The sequence below is a fragment of the Catenulispora pinistramenti genome, assembly GCF_018274385.1.
GTDB classification, from domain to species: Bacteria; Actinomycetota; Actinomycetes; order Streptomycetales; family Catenulisporaceae; genus Catenulispora; species Catenulispora pinistramenti.
Genome location: NZ_JAAFYZ010000103.1, coordinates 12537 through 33816, shown reverse-complemented (window position 1 = coordinate 33816; position 21280 = coordinate 12537). Strand labels below are relative to the sequence as shown.

The following is a 21280-nucleotide window of genomic DNA, read 5'->3' as shown; positions in this document are numbered from 1 at the left end:
TGTGTATAAGAGACAGGTGCAGGTGTGGGCGCGGGTTCGCCTGGCCGCCGAGATGGCTGCCGCCGGATGATAGACAGACCTGACCACCAAGATGGCCACCGCCGGATGGCATATAGACCTGGCTACCAAGGCATGCCGCCTACCGCACCCGGGCATGTTCTCGACCAACTGATCACCGGCCCGTCGCCACGCCCTCACCCGCAGCGGCAGCAACCAACCCGCGCCCTTGGTCCCTGTGATTGCTATTCTTCCGGTCGGTTTTCGGTTCGTTCCCCTCGGTCGCGTCGGCAGGGCTTCGCCTACAGTGCCGGTGGCCGGGGGTCAAGTTCGCGCTATCAAAACCGCAGCTCGGGCACCCAACCGCAAGTGCGCGGACTTTACCCCCGGACACCGGTGCTGTACCCCCCGGGCTGACGACGCGACCGAGGGGAACGAACCGCACCACCTCACAAACCGCAGCCGCTGAGACTAGATCAGCCACCCGAGGGAACCGCGCTAGTTTCCCTGAGGTTGCCGAGGCCCGCCGGAGGCCCGGCTCTTCATCACAGTTCTTGATCTTGCACTGGCTAACTGGAGTTGAAGAGGCCTGAGGTGCGGCGGGGTTGTGAACGCGCGAACGGGCAGCCGAAACACAGACTCGCCGACCCGAACCCCGAACCGGCTCAACCATGACCGAAGGCCGTAAAATGCTTTGAAAACCACAGACCAACCGCAACCCGGCCCACAAACTCCAGCCCCCAGCAAACTCCAGCCCCCAGCAAACTCCACCCGCCGACGAATCCCGCCCGCCGACCGGCACATCGCGAACCACATCGCGAGCTCCCGAGCAAAGCGAAAGCTCCCGGGCAAACGTTGCCTGATACAGCACCAGCGAGAGCATCGTCGCCACCCGGGCGCCATATCTCGGTTCTGATCGCGACGCGCTGCGCCTGGCCGCCGGACAGCTGCGCGGGCCGGTGTTCCAGGCGGTCGGCCAGGCCGAGGAGGGTGACCACCGCTTCGAAGTGCTCCGCGTCGGGGCGGCGGCCGGTGAGTTCCAGGGGCAGGACGATGTTCTCTCCGGCGGTGAGGGTCGGCAGCAGGTTGAACGCCTGGAACACGAAGCCGATCCGCTCGCGCCGCAGCCGGGTCAGTGCGCGCTCCGGCAGGGCCGTGATCTCGGTGTCGCCGATGCGCACCGTCCCGGCATCCACGGTATCCAGTCCCGACAGGCAGTGCAGCGGCGTGGACTTGCCCGATCCCGAAGGACCCGTCACCGCGGTGAAGGTGCCCTCCGGGATCGCGACGTCCACGCCGCGCAGTGCGGGCACGCGGTTCGGCTCGGCGCCGTAGCTCTTGGCGAGGCCGGCAGCAGCGATCATCGTCATACCTAGGAGGCCTAGGCTTTAGGGATCCTAGGTATCAACCCCGAGGCTTCCCGGCGAGCGAACACCGCACCAGCGCGGCGCCGCCCACCACCGCGACGACCCCGCACACCCCGTTCCAGCCGAACGCCGAATAAGCACGCACTCCAAGCCACGATCCGGCACTCCCGCCGAGAAACGCGCACGTCATATACGCCGTGTTCAACCGGGCCCGCTCCTGCGGCCGCAGCGCGAAGATCCGGGCCTGATTCGCGACCTGCCCCGACTGCACCGCGACGTCCAGCGCGAGCATCCCCACCGCCAGACCGACCAGCCCGAGCACCCCGCCGACCGTGCCGAGCAGCAGCACACCCGCGGCTGCCAACACCCCGAGCAGGCACCGCAGATTCACCGCGTCCGGCCCGAGCCGGTCGGTGGCCCGGCCGGCCCGCGGCGTCGCGAACATGCTCCCGGCGCCGACCAACGCCAGCAGCCCGACCGCCGGCGTGCCGAGGTGGTACGTCGGACCCGTGACGTGCAAGGCCAACGCCGTCCAAGCCGCGCTGAACCCCGCGAACACCAGCACCTGGTACTGGCACGACCGCCGCAGCAACGGCTCCGCCCGCAACAACCGCACCGAGGCGGCCAGCAACGCCGGATACCGCTCGCCGGTACTCGGCGTGGTCACCGGCATCAACACGGCCAACGCCACCGACAACACCAGCACCGCGACAGCCGCGACCAGATACGGCGCCCGCCATCCGAGCCACTGGCCGAGCGTCCCGGAAAACGTGCGGGCCAAAAGGATCCCGCCGATCAGCCCGGACAACAGGGTCCCGGTCACCTCACCCCGCCGCTCGGGCTCGGCCAGCCCGGCCGCCATCGGGATCAGGATCTGCGGGACGACCGTCGTCACCCCGATCAGGGTGCTGGCGAGCACCATCATCGGCAGCGCGTCAGCCGTACCGGCGAGGACCAGCCCAACCGCGGTCAGCAGCAGCAACACCGTGACCAACCGCCGATGCCGGACCCGGTCCCCGAGCGGCACCAGCAGGAAGATCCCGGCGGCGTACCCGAGTTGGGCACAGGTCGTGACCAGAGCGGCAGAACTCTTACTCACTTTCAACCCATCGGCGATCAGTGGACTGATCGCCTGCGGAAAGTAGATGTTCGCGACGGCCACCCCGCACGCGATCGAGAGCAGCAACGTCAACGGCCGGCTCAGCGCCGGTTTCAGAGTGGGAGCAGGGGATGCGACAAGTGCGGACAAGAGGGCACCTCACAAGACCGGAACCGGTTTAACTGGTTCCACCAAAGTACACCAGTCAAACCGGTTCCGCAGTAAGCTGGACCCGTGACCACCGCAGAACCAGACCCCGTCTTCCGCACCGGCTCCGGCCGCCTATGTCTGGACTTCATCCGAACCCTGCGATGGCGCGGCACACCCCAGGCACTCGAAGAACTCGCCACCCCCAAAGCCCTAGCCGCCTGGGTACACCAACTCGGCCCCTACGACCCCGCCCAACCGATCGCCACGCCGACTCCCCGCACCCTCACCACCGCACAACAAACCCGCGAAGCCGTCCACGCCCTCCTGGCAGCCGCGCGCACGACCACCCCCGCGGACTGCCCACCGGCCGCGCGCCTCCTGCTCAACAAGGTCGCATCCGGCCCGACCCCGCACCCCGTCCTCGACGAAACCGGCACCCTGACCCACGCCGCCGCCGACCCGATCACCGCCACCCTGGCCGCAATCGCCGGCGACGCCCTCGACCTGGCGACCTCCCCTCTCCTCCCCCGCATCCGCGACTGCGCCAACCCGAACTGCGGCGCCTGGTTCCTCGACACCTCCCGCCCCGGAACCCGCCGCTGGTGCTCGATGGACCGCTGCGGCAACCAGGCCAAGAAGAACACGTGGCGGGCCAGGCACCCGGAGCACAGCTGAGCCGCGATCACACGCGCCGGTCCCACCAGCCGGCGGCATCCGGGTTCGTGGCCGAAGGTCGTTGCCAGTACTCGGGAATCCGCCGCCTTCATCACCGCGGCAAGCTCACGCCGAGCCCGACGGGGCAGCGCGTGAAGGACTCGTTCCAGTGCCCACCGGGACTCGGACGGATCAACGTCGCAACACGGACAACCGACGCCGTTCCCGGCTTCCGATTCCCAGCCACGCCAACGCCGACCGGACATCGTCGCCGCCCGGCGCCGCCACAGTGCCGGGTCGCGGGCGATCGCGCCGAGCGTGCCCCGGGCTCGTTCCAAGCACCGGATCGCATGCACTGTGGCCGCCCCGCCACGACGTAGCCGACGCCGCTACCAGCAGCCCAGCCCCCGACCGCCCACAACGATCCGCGTCCCTGACCTCAACCCCTACATTTCCAAGCCCCACATCCCCAAGCCCTACAAAGGATGCGGCACCAAAGCAATCCGCCCCGGATCAAAAACCCCCCGGCTCGTCGTCTTCGGCCCGACCCGGATCACCGTGTACAGGAAGCGCAGCACCTCGGCCCGGCGGCGCAACGGCACGCGCGGCCAATCCAACCCGGCGTCCGGCCCGGTCACGATCCCGTCCACGGCCGAAGCCGAGCGGACCACCACCCCACCGTGGATATCCCCGAAGGCCGCGTGCTCGACATCGCCGGGCCGCACCTCGGGCCGGCGGTTGCCCACCATCGGCAGCGCCGCGACACGCTCGGCGTCCCACTCCTGCAGAATCCGCACCGCGTCCTGCTGCACATGCACCTCGAACGACGTCGCCCCGATCGAGCGCGCGCACTCCTCCGGCGGCCGGTTGCGCGTCGAGGCGCAGGCGTACATGCGGTAGCCGCCGACGACCGAGCCGACCATGCTGTGCCCGCAAGCCATGCACTCGACCAAGCCGGTCAGCAGATACCCCGAGCGCTCACTGCCGTTGCGCACCCCGTTGGGCCGAGGCGCGTGGTCGGCACGCAGCGCGCGCACCCGCTCCCACTCCTCGACGCTGACGCACGGCTCCCACGCCCCGAGCAGATAGCCGCCGTCGTCGGCGCGGACCTGGCCGCGGAAGACGCGGATGCCGGCGTAGCGCGGGGCGTCGAGGATGCGGCCGACGCCGCCGACCGTCCACGCCGAGCCCAGCGCGGTGGGCACGTTGCGATCGTTCAGGTCGAAGGCGATCGCGCGCAGCGTCTCGCCTTCGAGGAAGCGTGAGAAGACCTCGCGGATCACCTTGGACTCGGCCGGGACCACGGCGCTCATGCCCGACTCGTAGCCGAAGGCGCGGCGGCCGCCGCCGTGCGGCCGGCCGGCCAGTGCGGCGCCGCGGTGCGCGGCCCGGGACGCCCGGGAGACGGCCTGCGCGGAGCGCCACGCGGCGCTCGCGCGGTCGGTCATCGTCCGGCGCTGCGCCGGGTCGGCCAGGTTCCACTCATCACCCACGCTGTGCAGCCTGATCCCGTTGCGCTCGCAGACGGTCAGCAGCCGCACCAGGTCGTGCGCCCGGTGCCGGAGCAGCGAGCCGGGCGCGTACAGGATCAGGTCGTCGACCTTCCGGCGCTCCACGGCGGCCAGCGTCGCGATCCACCCCGGCTTGACGCCCTTGGCCTTCCACACCGTGCGCACGGCGTCGGCCTGCACCGCCGCGGGCGCCACGGCCAGCCGCCGCGCCCGCGCGTACTCGCGGCACCTGAGCTCGCGGACGTCGACAGTGCTCTGATCATCGTCGTCGATGTGCGGTACGCAGCAGTAGATACCCACCGCGGAATTCGGTTCTCGCATGTCAACCACACTGTGAATCTACTACGCGGCATAGGAGATGGGGAGTCTCACCCGACGAGAACCGAGGTCACAGCTTGTTAACGTGAACGATGCGGGCCCTGTCGGTCACATCGAGTGAAACCGCCCGGGCACGCACGCGCACGACAAGATGGAGCCGGCGCCTCAGCGAGCTCGACGGCGATTTCCCAATGGAAACAGCCTATCTCGCGCAGCACTTTACACCCCGTGAGTAAGTCGTATGTAGCCTTTCACGCGCGACTCCCTGACCTGCGGCGCGCTTTCTGAAGAAATCATGAAGGGCGATCGTGGATATCGCTTAACACGTGGTTGAAGCCGGTTTCAGCTGCCGCGCACACGCATTCCGGAGAACCGGCGCCGGGAGCCCGGGGAGTCCGGGGAGTCCGGGGAGTCCGGGTCGAGCCAGCCCGCCAGATCGTCGATCACCGCCGGATCGACGTTGGCCGGCGTCGAGTACTCGGCCGGCGTCGAGGGGCCGCTGCCGGGCGTGAACATGTGGTTGTCGGCGTCATATACGCGGATGTCCACATGAGGGCGATCCCCGACCCCGGCCCGCCACAAAGCGAGATCGTCGGTGACGGTGACCTGGTAGTCGCGGCCGCCCTGCGCGATGAACATCGGCAGGTCCAAGGTCTTCGCGGTGGCCACCGGATCGTAGGAACGCAGGTCGAGCCAGTAGGCGCCGGAGTAGCCGAGCGGGAGGTCTTCGATCGGCGTCGACCGGGACAGGCCGGGGCTCTCGACGGTCGCCGCCTGCCGCTCCATGACCGCCGCCATCTCGGCCGGCACCAGACCCAGTCCGGCCAGATGGCGCGCGACCCGGACCGCCGAGCGCTGCATCGGCGTCGCGTCGGCGGCCAGGAGTACGAGCCCTGCGATACCCGGCTCGGCCGCGGCCACCCGCGGCGCCATCTTGCCGCCCATGCTGTGCCCGAGGACATAGATGCGGTCGGTGACGATCGCCGGGTTCTCCCGGAGCTGCCGGAACGCGTCGAGCGCGTAAGGCAGATACTCATCGGCCGCCGTGAACTCGATCATCTCGGCCAGGACCTCGGCGTGGACCGCGGTGACCTTGTCGAAGCGCAGACTCGCCACGCCCCGGCTGCCCAGCCCCCAGGCCAGATCCTTGAGCGGCTTGAGCGGTCCGGCGGCGCCGTCGCGGTCGAAGGGTCCGCCGCCGGACAGCAGGATCGCGGCCGGGAACGGGCCGTCACCGCGGGGCATGGTCAGCGTGCCGGGCACCGCCAGCGGGCCTTCGCCGACCACGACCTCGCGCTCCGTGAACCGCTTCGGGGCGACGTAGGGCGGCACGGTCCACTCCCCGGGCACCCCGAGGCGCAGGCCGTGCAGGAGCCCGTCTTCGGCGGTGGCGATGACGATCACGAGGTCGCCCTTGGCGAAGCTGACCGGGACGCTCACCCGCGTCAGCCCGCCCGGAACCGATTCGGTGCGCGGCGCACCGAATCCGGCGACCGGGCCGAGCGGTGCGGCCTCGGCGGCCCACCCGTCCCGGACCGCGTCGGCGGAAACCACGGCCCGCATATTCGGCGCGAAGAGCTCCTCGATCCGCTGCCACTGGCCCTGCTCGGCGAACCCCACGAACCGCTGCACCAACTCTGCCGGGTCTTTCATCGACTCCATGACTCCCTCTATCTGTACGTCCGCGTGAACGTCTCCGAGGTCAACTATCTACCGGCACCTGGAGGTACGGACGGACGCGGAAGTCTTTTACCGCGCTGAAGAAGGCAGGCGGGGCCGACGGTGCCGATCGCGGCATTCGTCGGGTTCGGCTTGGTTCCCGGCCTATCGCCCCTGACACCCTGACGCATTTGCCCTTGTCAGAGAGCTGAGGACCGGCTCTCCCCTGATTCACCCCGATTCAACCCTCGATTCGCCCCTTTATTCATCACCATGCGTGAGTTAGGCTGACCGATAGTTAGTTAGCGTACCAAAGCTAACTTGTGCCACCTGGAAAGGATCAGGCGTATGACTCTCGCGGACCAGTCGACTGAAGTCCTCGCCGTCCCCGCCTCCCGCGGAGCCTGTCCGTTCGACCCGCCTCCGGCCTACGACCAGGCCCGAGAGCACAACCCCGTCAGCCGGGTGCAGCTGTTCGACGGCTCCTCCGTGTGGATGCTCACCCGGCACCAGGACATCCGGACCGCGTTGCAGGACCACCGGCTCAGCGCCGACGGCACCAAGCCCGGATTCCCCTTCCTCAGCCCCGGACGCAGACAGCTCGGCACGCAGAGCGCGTCCTTCATCCGGATGGACGACCCCGAGCACGCCCGGCTGCGGCGCATGCTCACCTCGGACTTCATCATCAAGCGGGTGGAGTCGCTGCGGCCGCAGGTCACGGCGATCGCCTCGGACCTGCTCGACACGATGACCCGCGGCAAGAACCACGCCGACCTGGTCACCGAGTTCGCGTTCCCGCTCCCCTCGCTGGTGATCTGCCTGCTGCTGGGCGTCCCCTACGAGGACCACGCCTACTTCCAGAAGCAGAGCCACATCCTCCTGAGCGCCGCCAGCAGCGCCGAACAGGTCCGCGTGGCCCGCGACGATCTGAACGACTACATCAAGAACCTGGCCGAGTCCAAGCGGGACCGCGACGACGAGGACATCATCAGCCGCCTGATCCACCGCGACGAACTCACCCCCGACGAGATCGCCACGATGGGCACGCTGCTGCTGGTGGCCGGGCACGAGACCACCGCCAACATGACGTCGCTGTCGATCCTCACCCTGCTGCGCAATCCGGACCAGCTCAAGCGGCTGCGCGAGGACCCCGGCCTGATCCGCGGCGCGGTCGAGGAGATGCTGCGCTACCTGTCGATCATCCACCAGGGACTGGCCCGGACGGCGGTCGAGGACCTGGAGATCGGCGGGCAGAGGATCCGGGCCGGCGAGGGCGTGCTGCTGATGATCAACGCGGCCAACCGGGACCACGAGGCCTTCCCGGACGCCGACGCCGTGGACGTCGGCCGGGACGCGCGCCGGCACCTCGCCTTCGGGTTCGGCGTGCACCAGTGCCTGGGCCAGCCGCTGGCCCGCGCCGAACTCCAGATCGCGCTGGACGTCCTGATCAACGGACTGCCGAACCTGCGCCTGGCGACCCCCTTCGAAGAGATCCCGTTCCGCGACGACATGCTCGTCTACGGCGTCCACAGCTTGCCGATCGCATGGTGAGCCCGGCCGAGGACGTCAAGCTGCGCGTCGTGGCCGACCGCTCCAAGTGCATGGGAGCCGGGATGTGCGCCCTGAACGCGCCGGAGGTGTTCGACCAGGACGAGCAGGAAGGCCTGGTCGTGGTACTGGAGCCCGAACCGTCGGCGGAACACCGTTACGCGGTGCGGGACGCGGTGAATCTGTGTCCTGCTTCCGCGCTGAGATTCGAGAAGGACGAGGCCTGAACCCGTCTCAGACACAATCTGATGGCGGCAGATCTTCGTCCTCTGAGACACCGATCCCATAGCCCGCACCGGCTATCGTCACGATCACGTCCGGCGCGCCGAGTTTGCGGCGCAGCCGGCCGACCGTGACCGAGACGGTGCGGGTGAAGGGATCGGCGTTCTCGTCCCACACCTTTTCCAGCAGGTGCTCGGCGCTCATCGGGGCGGGTGCCGCCGCGAGCAGCGCGGCGAGAACCTCGAATTCCTTCGGCGACAACCGCAGCGGCCGGCCGCCCCGGGTCGCCGTGCGCAGCATCGGGTCCAGTTCGATGCCGGCCGCGCGCAGCACCCGGGGCCGGGCCGCGGGCCGGCGCCGGGCCAGGGCTTGGACGCGCAGCACCAATTCGGGGAAGTGGAAGGGCTTGGGCAGGTAGTCGTCGGCTCCCAGGCGCAGACCCTGGACGCGTTCGTCGGGCGCACCCGCCGCGGTGAGCATGAGGACCAGTGCCGGATCCGCGGACTCGGCGATCTGGCGGCAGAGCACATCTCCGTGCAGGCCCGGGAGGTCTCGGTCGAGGACGACGACGTCGTAGTCCGTCGACGCGCACTTCTCCGAGGCCGTCAGACCGTCGTAGGCGACGTCCACCGCCATGCCCTGGTCCCGCAATCCCTCGCCGATGTCGTCGGCGAGCCGGCGGACGTCCTCCACGACCAGGACCCTCACAGCTCCACCTCCGCGCGCAGTCCGCCCTCGTCCCGGGCCCGTAGCAGGAGCCTGCCATGATGCACCGCGACGATCGCCGCGACGATGGACAGGCCCAGGCCGGTGCCCGGCTGCGACGTGCGCTGCGGGCCGAGGCGCTGGAACGGTTGGCCGAGCAGGTCCACTTCGGCCTGGGTCAGGACCGGACCGCCGTTCTCGACGATGATGCGAGCACGCAGGCCGGTGCTGGTGCGGTCGTCCTCGTCCTCGTCCTCGTCCTCGTCGCGGGATGTCATGACCTGCGCGCGCACCCAGCCGCCGGGCTCGTTGTGGTGGATCGCGTTGTCCACGAGGTTGTCCACGAGACTCGCCAACAGCGTGCCGTTGCCCCGGTAGAGTGCCTCTCCCGCCTCCCGTTCCACCGAAAGGTGCTTGTCCTCGATCGCGGCCGTGCGGGCTCGGAGCGCGACGTCGAGCAGGTCTGGCAACGACACCTCCGAGGTCTCCATCCGCTCGACGTTCTGGGTCCGGGCCAACAACAGCAGCCCCTCCAGCAACCGGTCCGCGGCGTCCAGGCCCTCGCGCAGCTTCCCGCGAGCACGTCCACTTCGCGCGGCCGCGCCGGCTTGGCGACCGCGACGTCCAGGGAGGTGCGCATCATGGCCAGCGGGGTCCGCAACTCGTGGGAGGCGTTGGCGATGAATCGGCGCTGCGCCTGGAAAGCCGCTTCCAATCGGCCGAGCAGGCCGTCGATCGTGGTGGCCAGTTCGGTCATCTCGTCGCGCGGACCGGCCAGCGCCAGGCGTTCGTGCAGGTTCTGCTCGGAGATCCTGCGCGTCCGGAACGTCATGGTCCGCAGAGGACTGAGAACCCGGCCGGCGACGATCCAGCCCAGCAGGGCCGACATCACGGCCATCGCCGCCAGCACCCCGGCCGACTGCGCGGCGGCCGCGCGCACCGTGGCCCAGGTGGGACTGACCGTGCCGGTGGCCGGCCGGAAGACGCGCAGCACATCGGACATGCCCGGCACCGGTGACGGCGGGGACGGCGGCGCCGGATCGAACGTGACCAGGATCGGGCTGCGGAACACCAGATACAGCGCGACGGCGAGCAGGACTATGCCGGAGGCCAGGAAGAGCGTCGCGTAGAGCAGCGTCAACCGCATCCGGATCCTGCGCGGGTACCACGGGACGGACATCACCCAAGTATCAGGGCCCGGTGTCAACAACCGGGTAACAGCCTCGGTGACTCGGCTGTTGCCGGGCTTCGCCTAGACCGGAGACATGAAACTCAGTAAACGCAACGGCGCGGCGACGCTCGGGCTGGCCTTAGGCGCCACCGGCTTCGGTCTGGTCGGCACCGCGAGTGCGGCACCGGACACTGCTTCGCAGTCTTCTGTGACGCCGGCCATCGCATGGCAGGCGTGCCCACAGTATTCGGACGACGTCCTGGGGTTCCTCGGCGTCCAGCCGAAGGACCGGGCGGCCTTCCGGACGATGTGGGCACGCACGGACTGTGGAACGGTGAGCGTCCCGCTGGACTATCGGCATCCGGAGGGGCAGCACGTCACGATCGCGTTCACCCGGCTGAAGGCCAAGGACCAGGCACACCGCCAGGGAGTCCTGTTCATGAACCCCGGCGGCCCGGGCGGCAGCGGCTACCTGATGCCGGAACAGCTGGCCCTGCAGAACCCCGCCGACGCTCAGCTCAACGACCAGTACGACCTGATCGGCTTCGATCCACGCGGCATCGGCTACAGCACCTCCTACGACTGCTCCGGCATCCAGGGCGGGCCGCCGCCGCAGTCCGGGCAGATGACGAAGGCGCAGGTGCGGCAGGCGTACGACCAATCAGCGAAGACCAACGCCGCTTGCTCCTCTTCGGACCCTGCGTTCCTGGGACAGCTCACGACTGCGAACGCCGCGCGGGACCTGGATCAACTGCGGCGCGCGCTGCACGAGCGGCAGGCGAGCTACTTCGGCGTCTCGTGGGGTACCCAGCTCGGCGCGGTGTATCGGAGCATGTTCCCGGCGACGATCCATCGCATGTGGCTGGACAGCGTCGTCTCACCCCGCGCTTACGATCTGGCGTACCGCATAGACGACTCGACACAGGCCATGGAACAGGACTTCGGGCTGTTCGCGGCCTGGCTGGCGCAGCGCGACAGCGTCTACGGCTTGGGCGACACCGCCCAGAAGGTGACCGCGCGGGTGCTGGCCTTGCGCGAGCAGGGCGACGCGCATCCGTGGCAGTTCACTGATATGGCCTCGCCCCTGGGCGGCGGTTTCATAGCCTTCCTCGCGAGCTCGCAGAACACCGGCTGGGAGCAAGCCGCGGCCGCCCTGAAGAACATGACCACCGCGGTCTCCGGACAGCCGGCCCCACCCGGGGTGCCGGCCGCGGCCGGCAGCGACGGCCCGCCTCCCCCGCCGCCCAGCGGTGCCCCGCAGGCCTTCAATCCGACGGCGCAGCAGGCGTATCTGTGCAACGAGGACGACAGCTCCCGCGCTTTCGAGCCGCTGTGGGACGAGTACCAGCGCAACCTTCGGCAGAACCCGGTCACCGGCGACCTCACGGCGCTGCGTCCCACCTGCGCGGGCTGGACGCTGCCGGTGCAGCACTTCACGCTGCGGTACAGCTCGGGGTCGCTAGAGATGTCAGGGCACCGATACGAGACGCTGACGCCGTATCCGTGGGTGTGGCAGATGCGGGACACGATCGGCGGGACGGTGTTCACCGTCGACGACTTCCGGCACGGTTCGCTGGCGCAGGTGCCGGTGTGCGCCGCGCACCTGGCCGCGTACTTCGAGACCGGCGCTCCCGACTCGGGCTCTTGCCCGGGTTTGCAGCCCGGCGACGCCACCTAGTCCTCGGCTGGCTCCGCGCCAAAGCTGGTTACGTTGGCTTCGTGCCGCTGTGGACATGCCGCCGGTTCGCCGATGGCCTACCCACAGCGGCGCTTCGGTCTTGAGGTTTATATCAGGACGCGTTGACACATGCCGGATTCGTTCCTACGCTCCGCCGCGTGCCACCCGGCACCATGCCACCACCCTCGCCCCATGGAGATCCCATGCTCAAGCGAACAGCGGCGATGCTCGCCGCGGCGGCCGTGACCATCGCGTCCGCGCTCACCCTGACCGCCGGCACCGCGACGGCCGGTACCGCGACCGCCGCGCCGCGTCCGGACGTCAACGTCACCCTGGCCAGCACCATCGCCCTGGACGACTGCTCCGCCTCGCTGGTCCGCTACCCCACCTCGCAGGACACCGACCAGGCCCTGATGCTCACCGCCGGGCACTGCTTCGAGGGCGGCATGCCCTCGGCCGGCCAGGTGCTGCAGAACGTCGCGAGCAGCCGCTCCGGCACCCTGCTGGACGCGAACGGCAACCAGCTGGGCACGGTCCAGGCGGACAAGCTCCTCTACGCGACCATGACCAACACCGACATCGCGGTCTACGAACTCACCGACACCTACGCCTCGCTGAACAGCGAGTACGGCGCCACCGCCCTCACCATCTCCGCCTCGCACCCGACCAGCGGCGACACCATAGCCATCCCCTCGGGCTACTGGGACCAGACCTGGAGCTGCGACCTGAACGGCTTCGCGGGCACGGTGGAAGAGGACCAGTGGACCTGGCACGACTCGCTGCGCTACGGCCTCAGCGGGTGCGGCGTCATCGGCGGCAGCTCCGGCTCCCCGGTCGTGGACACCAGCACCGGCCAGGTCATCGGCGTGAACAACACGATCAACGAGGACGGCCAGATGTGCACGCTGGACAACCCCTGCGAGGTGAACCCGGACGGGACCACCACGGAGACGAAGGGTCAGGGGTACGGCCAGGAGACGTACTGGATCACCACGTGCCTGAACTCGTCGAACGCGATCGACCTGACGATCTCCGGGTGCATGCTGCCCAAGCCGTGACGGTAGTGCGGTAGAGCGGTAGAGCGGTGCGGGCCCCTGGCTGGTACAACGGGACAGACAGGGGCCCGTAGCCCGTAGATAAGGACTCTCCGTTTCGGCCACTCTGGAGCCACGAGATGGACCAGCCTCTTCGCGCCATGACCGCCAGGGTCTATGTCGAGTTCCACAAGTTCGATCTCGAAGAGGGCGAAGAATACCTACCCGGCGAGGCCTATCTGTTTCAGTTCTAGCCGGCCCGCCCGATCCCGGACGACCTGGCCGCGCCATACCGTCCCAAGCGGTCGCCTCGGGTTCCCCACGGCATGCAGCAAGGCTGATGCCTGCTCTTCGCCCGCCGTATCAGGGTTGGAACAGTTTCCACTGTCCCTCGGACACGACCCGCGTGACGCCGTCGACCACGCTGATGGCCGTGTCGTCATCGATCGCGTACGTCGGGGCGGGAATCCGTGCCGCCCACTTCTCCGCGTTGGCCGTCGAGGCGTCGGCGTGGTCCGGGTGCTGGAAGTGCGGGATCACCGCGAAATCTGCAAGCCCGACGCCGTGCCCGGTGACCAGGATCCGATCGACGTCGCCTTGAGGCGACGTGAAGACGACCTCCTCCGATTTCAGCGGCCCACTGTTCGCACGCGGCGGTTCCTCATAGGTCTCAACGAAGGTCGAGGTCGCCGCGATACTCCCCGCGCTCACCCCCACGTAGACCGCCTCGGAGCGCAACGTCGGCAACACGGCGGCCAGGCCGGAACGACGCATCCAGTCAGCGAGGAACAACGGGTCGCCGCCCCACACCAGCAGCACGTCAGCGTCCCGGACCGCCGGCAGCCACGCGGCTTCCCCGATGCTCGGCAGCGCCGTCAGCTCCAGGATCCCCATCGACTTCCAGCCCAGATCGGCCAATAGCGATGCGCTCTTGCCGCTGACCGCCTGCCACGCCATGCCGGCCCCGCCGGGGAAGGGGTAGATGGCGGTGGGGATGAAGAGCGCGTCGCACTCGGCGATCGGCTTGCCTAACAGCTCGACAAGGGTGTTGTGGATACTCGCGTTCTTGATGCCGGCGGATGTGAGGAGAAGCCTCATGACACCTTCCTTTAGCCTTCAGCAATCACGGCTTTCAGCGCCCGGCTGGCCCCCGCGGCCCGCGCCACCGAGTATGGACCACATGGACCACTCGGACGACTCGTCGAAACCACTGCCGCCCGAGGATGTCATCCGCGTTCTGGAGAGCATGTCGTACTTCCAGAAGCGGGCTTTGAAGAAGGCCGGCTTCAAGTGGGACGGGCTGCACCGGCTGGCCGGCGCGGTATACGGCGCCGGCCTGGTCGAGGCGGTGCTGGCCTGCCACACCGACCTGCTGGGCCGCCCGGCGCGCGCCGCCGAGCCCGAGAAGGCCGCCGCCGCACAACGGCATCCCGGGGTCAGCGCCGTGAAGGCGTCCGGGTTGGCGATGGATGTCTCGGCCAGCGGCCGTGGCCGGATGAAGATAACCCCTGAGACGGAAGCCATGGTGGACGCCTACAGGCAGGCGCAGAAGCAAGCCAAGAAGGAGCAGCGCGGGCGGCCGCCCGGCGAGCGCAAACTTCCCTGAGCGTCCGCCGCCCCGGGACTACCCCATCGCCATGCCGACGGGCCGGAGCTGTATCTGGCGCTGATGATGGTCGGCGGCATGCCGTTGCCGGCCTCCATGTGCCCTCGTGCGGCAGCCCTCCCGGATCGGGATATCAGAGCACTGTTTTGGGCCGGCGTCTGTCCGCCCACGCCCGGCTACGGCGCGCCGTTCAAGCCGCTGGCCCAGTAGCGGCCGTGGACGGCCAGCATTCGGAGGTTGTCGGCCAACTCCTCGGCGGGCATGGGTCTCGGTTCCTGCTCGAGCCACCAGCGCAGGACCGCGAACTGCTCGCCGACCCAGGCGCGGGCCAGGAGTTCGGGGTCGATGCGGGGTTCGGCACCGGTGGTCACGGCGCGTTCGCGGAAGACGGCTGCGACGCGGGTGACGGATTCGTCCGTGAACGTACTCAGCGGTCTGCCGTCGCCCTCGCCGCGCAGGATCACCCGGTACAGATCTCGCTCGGCCTCGGCGTGGCGGAAGAGTTCGAGCAGCGGCTTGCCGGTGAAACCGACCGCGGTCTCATCGGTCACCCCTTCGAGACGGCCGGCCAACTCCTGGAGCAGGTCGGCGGTGACGCGCGTGAACAGGTCGTCCTTGTCACGGCAGTGGCTGTAGAAGGTGGCCCGCGCGACGTCGGCGCGCTCGGTGATGTCGTCCACCGTGAGCGCCGCGAATCCCCTTTCCAGCACCAGGGACACCAACGCGTCGCGCAGGGATCGCCGAGTACGGCGGGTCCGCCTGTCCTCCGCCATAGCCGCCCTTCCGTCGTCGTCGCGCCCAGTCTAGGGACTCTTGACAGCATGAACGATACTGAACTGACCGTCTGGAAACAAACAGGTAGTTCAGTTATGCTGAAGGAGACGCACGATGAACCTGGGGATCTATCTGACGCGCGCCGCGCGTTCCTGGCCGGACACGCCGGCGTTGGTCAGCGGTCCGCGGTCGTGGACGTTCGCGGAGCTGGAAGCCGACGCCAACCGGCTGGCCTCGGCGCTGCTGGCCCGCGGCCTGCGGCCCGGGGACGCCGTGGCGAGCCTGGCCTGGAATCGCGGGGAGTTGGTCGTCGTCGAATTCGCCCTGTACAAAGCCGGCCTGGCCCGAGTCCCGATCAACGCCCGGCTGGGACGCTCCGAGATCGCGCACATCCTCGCCTCCTCGCAGGCGAAGGTGGTGTTGTACGACGCCGCGCATCGGGAAGAGGCCTCAGCGGCACTGGACTCGCTAGGCGCCCGCGACGAGGACAATGCCGGCGTCCCGGTCGTCCCGGTCGTCCCCGCCATCCCCGCAGTTCCGGCCGGCCCAGTCGTCCCAGTCGTCTTCGACGGCCCCACAGCCGACGCCGAACTCGCCTATGAAACGCTGCTGGAAACGGGCGGCAACGCGCCGATACGCACCGACGTCGCCCTCGACGACACCGCGGTCCTGAACTACACCTCCGGCTCGACCGGCTTGTTGAAGGCCGCCGTCCAGACCGTCGGCAACCGCCTGGCCAACATGCGCAAGCAGCTGATGGGCGACCCACGGCCCCGCCCGGACACGCGCTATCTGGTCGTCGGCCCCGTGACGCACGCCGCCGGCATGCCACTGCTGGCGTGCGTCTTCGCCGGCACCACGGTCCACCTGCTGCCGGCCTGGGATCCGGACGCGTTCCTGGCCACGATCGAGCGCGAACGCATCAACGCCACCTTCGTCGTCCCGGTGATGCTCACCATGCTGGTGGCGCACCAGCAGACGGCCGACTACGACCTGTCGAGCCTGACCGATCTGCGCGTCGGCGGCGCGCCGATCTCGCCGGCCCGGCTGCGCGAAGCCGTGGCCGCGTTCGGGCCGATCGTCGGCCAGGGCTACGGCCTGGCCGAAACCACGTCGGTGGTGTTGTCGATCAGCGCCGCCGAGATCGCCCGCGCCATCGAGGACGACCCCGAGCTGTTGCAGTCCTGCGGCCGGCCCGAATACGACTCCGAAGTCCGCGTGGTCGACGGGCAGGGCCGGGAGGTGGCGCCGGGGCGCGTCGGCGAGATCGTGGTGCGCGGCGCGGACTGCGTGCGGGAGTACTGGCGCGCGCCGGAGCTGACCGCCGAGACGATCCGCGACGGCTGGGTGCACACCGGCGACCTGGCCTGGATGCGCGAGGACGGGTACGTCTTCATCGTCGACCGCAAGAAGGACATGATCATCTCTGGCGGCTACAACATCTACAGCTCCGAGGTGGAGACCGTGCTGTACGACCATCCGTCAGTGCTCGAAGCGTGTGTGGTCGGCGTCCCGGACCCGCGGTGGGGTGAGGCGGTCAAGGCCGTCGTGGTGCTGCGCTCCCCCGCCGAGCCGGAAACGGCCGCTGAGGACCTGGCTGCGGAGCTGATCGAGTTCTGCGCCGGACGGCTGGACCGGCTGAAGAAACCGCGCTCCATCGACTTCGTCCTGATGCTCCCGCTCAACCGCAACGGCAAGATCGATCGCAAGGCCGTCCGGGAGACGTACTGGGCCGGCGCCGAGCGCCGGGTCAACTGAGGGGCGGTCGAAGATGTTGTTCTCCCTGCGCCCGGACTACGCGTCCGATCCGCTCTTGCAGAATCTGGTCGAGCAGCTTCGCGAGTACCTGGACGACGAGTTGGCTGAATACGAACACGAACACGCCCTCACCCCGTCCACCCCGATCACCCGCGAGCTGTTGGAACCGGTGTGGCGCCGCAGCCGCGAGCTCGGGTTCTACGGCATCCACCTGCCGCCCCGCCTCGGCGGCCAAGGCCTCACCCACACACAGCTGGCCGCCCTCAAGGAGGAGGTCGCGGCCAGCGGCCGAGTGCTGGGCAGCAGCGTGCTCGGCGAGATGGGCGGCCCGCTCCGGGCCGGCGACATCATGGCCGCCGCGACCGAACACCAGATGGAGAAGTACTTCCTGCCAGTGGTGCGCGCCGAACGGGCCTGCTGTTTCTCCCTCACCGAGGCGGACGCGGGATCGGATGTGCGGGCGATGCGCACCACAGCGGTGCGGGTCACCGACGGATACCGCCTGACCGGTCACAAGGTCTTCTCCAGCGCCGGCCCGGTCGCGGACTTCGCGATCGTGGTGGCGCGCATGGCCGACACCGAGAAGACCTACTCGGCGTTCCTCGTTGATCTGGACTGCGCCGGCTGCCAGGTACTGCCCGGCGCCACCCCGATGTCCGGCGAGCACATCGAGAGCGACATCGTGCTCGATGACGCACTGGTGCCGGCCGCGAACCTGCTCGGCAAGGAAGGCGACGGCTTCACACTGGGCCTGGGCCGGGTCAACGTCAACCGGCTGCTGCACTGCCCGAGCGTGCTCGGTATGACGCGGCGTGCGTTGGAGCTGACGCTGGCGCGGTCCCGGACGCGGATCGTCCGGGGCGCCCCCCTCGGCGATCTGCAATCCATCCAACACAAACTCGCCGACATGGCCACCTCCTACTACGCGGCTCGGGCGATGACCTACGCGGCACTGGCGGAGCTGGACACCGGGACGGTGCCGCGCCTGGAGGCGTTCATGTGCAAGCTGAACGTCGCCGAGACCGCCTTCCGGATCCTGGACGAGGCGGTGCAGATCCACGGCAAGGAGGGCCTGACCCAGGGCAACGAGGTCGAGTACCTGTTCCGCAGGGTTCGAATGTTCCGGGTGCTGACCGGTACGTCGGAGATCCAGAAGAACGGGATCGCCAAGCTGCTGCTGGAGGGAGCCGGTCAGTCAGCAGCCTGACGACCGGCGGCTCCCTCAGGCCTCGTCCCGCCCCCGGCGGCAGGCGAGAACGGTGGCGGCGATCAGACCGGTCGCCGCCACCGCCGCACCGACACTCCAGGCGGCCTGGTAGCCACCGCTTCCGTCGCTGTTCGCGCCCGAGGACAGGATCGCGGCGTAGCCGGCCGAGCCGACCGCCGCCCCCAGGGTGATCAGCAGCTCGAACAACCCCTCGCTGGTCGCGACCTCCTCGGGCCGGACCGCGTCGATCACCAGGATGCGGCCGGCACCGGCGATCAGGCCCATCCCGGCGCCCGCCAGAGCGAGCAGCACCGCGAAGTCGGCACCGCTGCCGTGGCGGACCAGCACCCCGCCCGCCCCGGCCAGCAGCAGCGCCGCGCCGAGGACCAGGGCCGCCCGGTAGCCGATCGCCTTGCCGATGCGGGCCGTCAGGGCACTGAGCAACGCCATCGCGCTGAAGGCGGGTAGCAGGATGGGCCCCACCGCTGATGCGGATAGCCCCAGTCCGCCGCGCGCCGTGAAGTAGGTGGTGTACGAGATCTGTCCGCCGATCACCACGAAGTGCACGCACCAGCCGAGGACGAAGACCGGCAGCAGCCGGGGGCGGAAGAGCCGGCGCACGTCGATCAGCGGAGCCGCACGGCGCCGCTCCACGACCGCCCACGTCACCAGCGAAGACATCCCGGCGGCCACACACCCGATCACCGGCAGCGAGCGCCAACCCCAAGCCGCACCTTCATGCAGCGCCAGCAGGATCGGTACCAGTCCCGCCGCCAGCAGGACAGCTCCCCACCAGTCGACGCCCGCCGCTTCGGGGGTGAGGCGTGGACGGGTGCCACGTTCGGGAACGCGCCACAGCATGACCACACCCATGACGGCGCCGACGGCAGCCACCGACAACGCAACAGTCTGCAACTTCGAGGCGCAGACGTTGCCGATCAGCACACCGGACAGCAGCGCCCCGGACAGATGAGCGATCGCCCGCCGGGTGTCCTCGGCGCTGTGGCGTGCGCGGATCAGCGCGAACATCAGCGGCAGGAACCCCGCGAGCAATCCCTGCAGGACCCGGCCGCACAGCAGCACCGGGTAGTCCGGTGCGAAGGCGATCAGCATCGCACCGGCGGCCACCGCACAGGCGGTCGCCCGCAGAACCCGCGCATGGCCCAGGCGATCGCCGAGGACGCCGAGGACCGGGGTGGCCACGACAGCCACCAGCGCCGGAGCCGTGACCGTCCAGGCCAGGGCCGCCACACCGATCCGGTAGCGGTCGGTGACGATCGGGAACAACGGGACGAAATAGCCTTGCTGGAACCCGCTGGACACGGCGAGGACCAGTAAGGCGGCCAGCTCGCGGCGGATCAGGGCCGGTTTCGGCGCCACGGCGGGCGGGGTGCCGAGCGTGGCCGCCTCGGCCATCAGGCGCCGGCCTTCGCGGCGCGGGGACCTCGCGGCCGGCCGCCGGTTCCGGCTTCGGCTTCGGCTTCGGCTTCGGTTCCGGTTCCGGCTTCGGCTTCGGTTCCGGCTCCGGCCCTGGCTTTGGCTCCGTTTTTAGCTTCGGCTTTGGCTCCCGTTCCTGCGACCGCGAGGCGGGCGGCCGCCGCCTGCGCCAGAAACGCGGCGCCGTCCGGCAGCACGGCATCGTCGAAGACCGCCTGCGGCGAGTGGTTGTACGGGGCCGTGTCCGGATCCCGGTCCGGCGGGCAGGCGCCCAGCATCAGGTAGGCGCCGGGAACCTGGTTCAGCACGAACGCCATGTCCTCGCCCCCCGGTGTCGGGTGCGGCGCGGAGAAGTAGCGGCCCGGACCGAACAGCTCGGTGACGGCGTCCGCAGCGAGCGAGACCTCGGCCGCGTCGTTGACCGTGGCCGGATACCCCAGTCGGTAATCGACCTGTGCTGCCAGGCCGTGAGCCGCCGCGATGTTCTCGACCAGGGTTGCGGTGCCCTGTCGCATCAGAGTTCGCGCGGCCGGCGAGAAGGTACGGACCGTCGCGGAAAACGAGGCGTCGCCGGGGATCACGTTGGCCTTGGTGCCGCCGCGGATCGCGCCCACCGTCAGCACGACCGGGTCGAAGACGTCGAAGCGGCGCGTCACGAAGGTCTGCAGAGCGGTGACCGCCTCACACAACGCCGGAATAGGGTCGAGCGCTTTGTGCGGAGCCGAGCCGTGTCCGCCACGACCGCGGAAGGTGACTTCCAATCCGTCTGACGCCGCCGTGGCCGTGCCCGGTCGGCTGGCGAACAGACCGCGCGGTAGACGGTTGGCGGCCACGTGCAGCGCATACGCGGCCAGCGGTCGCTCACCGGAGGCATCGAGCAGCCCTTCGGCGAGCATCTGCTCCGCGCCACCGCCGTCGGTGCCCTCCTCGTCCGGCTGGAACATGAACACCACCGAACCGGCCAGCGCGTCGCGGCGGTCGGCCAGCAACCGGGCCGCGCCGACCAGCATCGCCGTGTGCAGGTCGTGACCACAGGCATGCATGACCCCGGCGTTCCGGGATGCGAAGGGCAGATCGGTGTCCTCGGTGACCGGCAGCGCGTCCATGTCGGCCCGTAACAGCACTGTCGGACCGGGGCGGGCACCGCGCAGCACCGCGGTGACCGACGACAGTTCCGTGCCGACGGCGACCTCCAGGGGAAGCCCGTCGAGTGCGGCCAGCACCCGACGCTGGGTGCGGGGAAGCGCGCGTCCCAACTCCGGATCGGCGTGCAGTTCCCGCCGCAGACCGACCAGGTCGTCGGTCAGCAGGCGGGCGTCATCGCGTAGCGGCATGAGGTACTCCAGAAAGCCGGGGCCAGGGGTACCCATTAGGATCAGCATGCC

At 69.4% G+C, this 21280-nt stretch carries 18 protein-coding genes and 1 pseudogene; 8 read left to right on the top strand and 11 right to left on the bottom strand.

Annotated features, from left to right (window positions below; genetic code table 11):
* Positions 1-662 precede the first annotated feature (662 nt).
* Positions 663-1292, bottom strand: coding sequence for an ABC transporter ATP-binding protein (locus tag KGQ19_RS26685; RefSeq protein WP_307856516.1), 630 nt, complete (start codon positions 1290-1292; stop codon positions 663-665).
* A 109-nt stretch (positions 1293-1401) separates the two neighbouring features.
* Positions 1402-2613 carry an MFS transporter gene (locus KGQ19_RS26680; RefSeq protein WP_212013303.1) on the bottom strand — a complete coding sequence of 404 codons (1212 nt, stop codon included), beginning with the start codon at positions 2611-2613 and terminating at the stop codon, positions 1402-1404.
* 84 nt (positions 2614-2697) lie between these two features.
* Between KGQ19_RS26680 and KGQ19_RS26675 the strand changes: the two genes are divergently transcribed.
* Complete coding sequence (locus KGQ19_RS26675; RefSeq protein ID WP_212013301.1) at positions 2698-3288, top strand: CGNR zinc finger domain-containing protein; 591 nt, start codon at positions 2698-2700, stop codon at positions 3286-3288.
* Positions 3289-3743: 455 nt separating this feature from the next.
* On the opposite strand, the gene KGQ19_RS26670 is transcribed toward KGQ19_RS26675, so the two are convergent.
* Together KGQ19_RS26670 and KGQ19_RS26665 are read right to left on the bottom strand one after the other, a co-directional pair.
* The gene (locus tag KGQ19_RS26670; protein ID WP_212013299.1) at positions 3744-5099 is read right to left on the bottom strand and encodes a recombinase family protein; all 1356 of its coding nucleotides are present in this window, start codon (positions 5097-5099) and stop codon (positions 3744-3746) included.
* 339 nt (positions 5100-5438) lie between these two features.
* Positions 5439-6758: an alpha/beta hydrolase gene (locus KGQ19_RS26665; RefSeq protein ID WP_212013297.1), complete on the bottom strand. Its 1320-nt coding sequence runs from the start codon at positions 6756-6758 to the stop codon at positions 5439-5441.
* Positions 6759-7103: 345 nt separating this feature from the next.
* Here KGQ19_RS26665 and KGQ19_RS26660 point away from each other — a divergent pair, with 345 nt between their 5' ends.
* The gene (locus KGQ19_RS26660; protein ID WP_212013295.1) at positions 7104-8306 is read left to right on the top strand and encodes a cytochrome P450; all 1203 of its coding nucleotides are present in this window, start codon (positions 7104-7106) and stop codon (positions 8304-8306) included.
* Positions 8300-8530: a ferredoxin gene (locus KGQ19_RS26655; protein WP_212013294.1), complete on the top strand. Its 231-nt coding sequence runs from the start codon at positions 8300-8302 to the stop codon at positions 8528-8530. Before KGQ19_RS26660 ends, KGQ19_RS26655 begins: the two co-directional genes overlap by 7 nt.
* Positions 8531-8537: 7 nt before the next feature.
* Here the strand turns inward: KGQ19_RS26655 and KGQ19_RS26650 are convergent, their stop codons facing one another.
* From KGQ19_RS26650 to KGQ19_RS52960, 3 genes and pseudogenes are all read right to left on the bottom strand, one after another.
* Positions 8538-9233: a response regulator transcription factor gene (locus tag KGQ19_RS26650; RefSeq protein WP_212013292.1), complete on the bottom strand. Its 696-nt coding sequence runs from the start codon at positions 9231-9233 to the stop codon at positions 8538-8540.
* Positions 9230-9748 carry a sensor histidine kinase gene (locus KGQ19_RS50030; RefSeq protein ID WP_230419492.1) on the bottom strand — a complete coding sequence of 173 codons (519 nt, stop codon included), beginning with the start codon at positions 9746-9748 and terminating at the stop codon, positions 9230-9232. Before KGQ19_RS50030 ends, KGQ19_RS26650 begins: the two co-directional genes overlap by 4 nt.
* A 134-nt stretch (positions 9749-9882) precedes the next feature.
* A pseudogene (locus KGQ19_RS52960) lies at positions 9883-10062 on the bottom strand (HAMP domain-containing protein); the annotation flags it as partial.
* 433 nt (positions 10063-10495) lie between these two features.
* Here KGQ19_RS52960 and KGQ19_RS26635 point away from each other — a divergent pair.
* Positions 10496-12079: an alpha/beta fold hydrolase gene (locus tag KGQ19_RS26635; protein ID WP_212013253.1), complete on the top strand. Its 1584-nt coding sequence runs from the start codon at positions 10496-10498 to the stop codon at positions 12077-12079.
* A gap of 203 nt (positions 12080-12282) precedes the next feature.
* On the top strand, positions 12283-13137 hold the full coding sequence (locus KGQ19_RS26630) for a S1 family peptidase (protein WP_212013251.1): 855 nt from the start codon (positions 12283-12285) through the stop codon (positions 13135-13137).
* A 339-nt stretch (positions 13138-13476) separates the two neighbouring features.
* Here KGQ19_RS26630 and KGQ19_RS26625 read toward each other — a convergent pair whose 3' ends face one another.
* Positions 13477-14211, bottom strand: coding sequence for a Type 1 glutamine amidotransferase-like domain-containing protein (locus KGQ19_RS26625; protein WP_212013249.1), 735 nt, complete (start codon positions 14209-14211; stop codon positions 13477-13479).
* An 82-nt stretch (positions 14212-14293) separates the two neighbouring features.
* On the opposite strand from KGQ19_RS26625, the gene KGQ19_RS26620 reads away from it, so the two are divergent.
* Positions 14294-14719 (top strand): hypothetical protein, encoded by a 426-nt coding sequence (locus KGQ19_RS26620; protein ID WP_212013225.1) that lies wholly within the window; start codon positions 14294-14296, stop codon positions 14717-14719.
* A gap of 176 nt (positions 14720-14895) precedes the next feature.
* On the opposite strand, the gene KGQ19_RS26615 is transcribed toward KGQ19_RS26620, so the two are convergent.
* Positions 14896-15492 (bottom strand): TetR/AcrR family transcriptional regulator, encoded by a 597-nt coding sequence (locus tag KGQ19_RS26615; protein ID WP_212013222.1) that lies wholly within the window; start codon positions 15490-15492, stop codon positions 14896-14898.
* Between the two features lie 115 nt (positions 15493-15607).
* On the opposite strand from KGQ19_RS26615, the gene KGQ19_RS26610 reads away from it, so the two are divergent.
* Together KGQ19_RS26610 and KGQ19_RS26605 are read left to right on the top strand one after the other, a co-directional pair.
* A complete protein-coding gene (locus tag KGQ19_RS26610; protein ID WP_212013220.1) occupies positions 15608-17251 on the top strand; it encodes an AMP-binding protein in 1644 nt (547 codons plus the stop codon).
* Positions 17252-17264: 13 nt separating this feature from the next.
* Positions 17265-18458, top strand: a complete 1194-nt coding sequence (locus KGQ19_RS26605) for an acyl-CoA dehydrogenase family protein (protein ID WP_212013218.1) — start codon at positions 17265-17267, stop codon at positions 18456-18458.
* Positions 18459-18473: 15 nt separating this feature from the next.
* On the opposite strand, the gene KGQ19_RS26600 is transcribed toward KGQ19_RS26605, so the two are convergent.
* Both KGQ19_RS26600 and KGQ19_RS26595 read right to left on the bottom strand, forming a co-directional pair.
* Positions 18474-19874 carry an MFS transporter gene (locus KGQ19_RS26600; protein WP_212013216.1) on the bottom strand — a complete coding sequence of 467 codons (1401 nt, stop codon included), beginning with the start codon at positions 19872-19874 and terminating at the stop codon, positions 18474-18476.
* Positions 19874-21229, bottom strand: coding sequence for a M20 metallopeptidase family protein (locus KGQ19_RS26595; RefSeq protein WP_212013209.1), 1356 nt, complete (start codon positions 21227-21229; stop codon positions 19874-19876). Before KGQ19_RS26595 ends, KGQ19_RS26600 begins: the two co-directional genes overlap by 1 nt.
* Positions 21230-21280 lie beyond the last annotated feature (51 nt).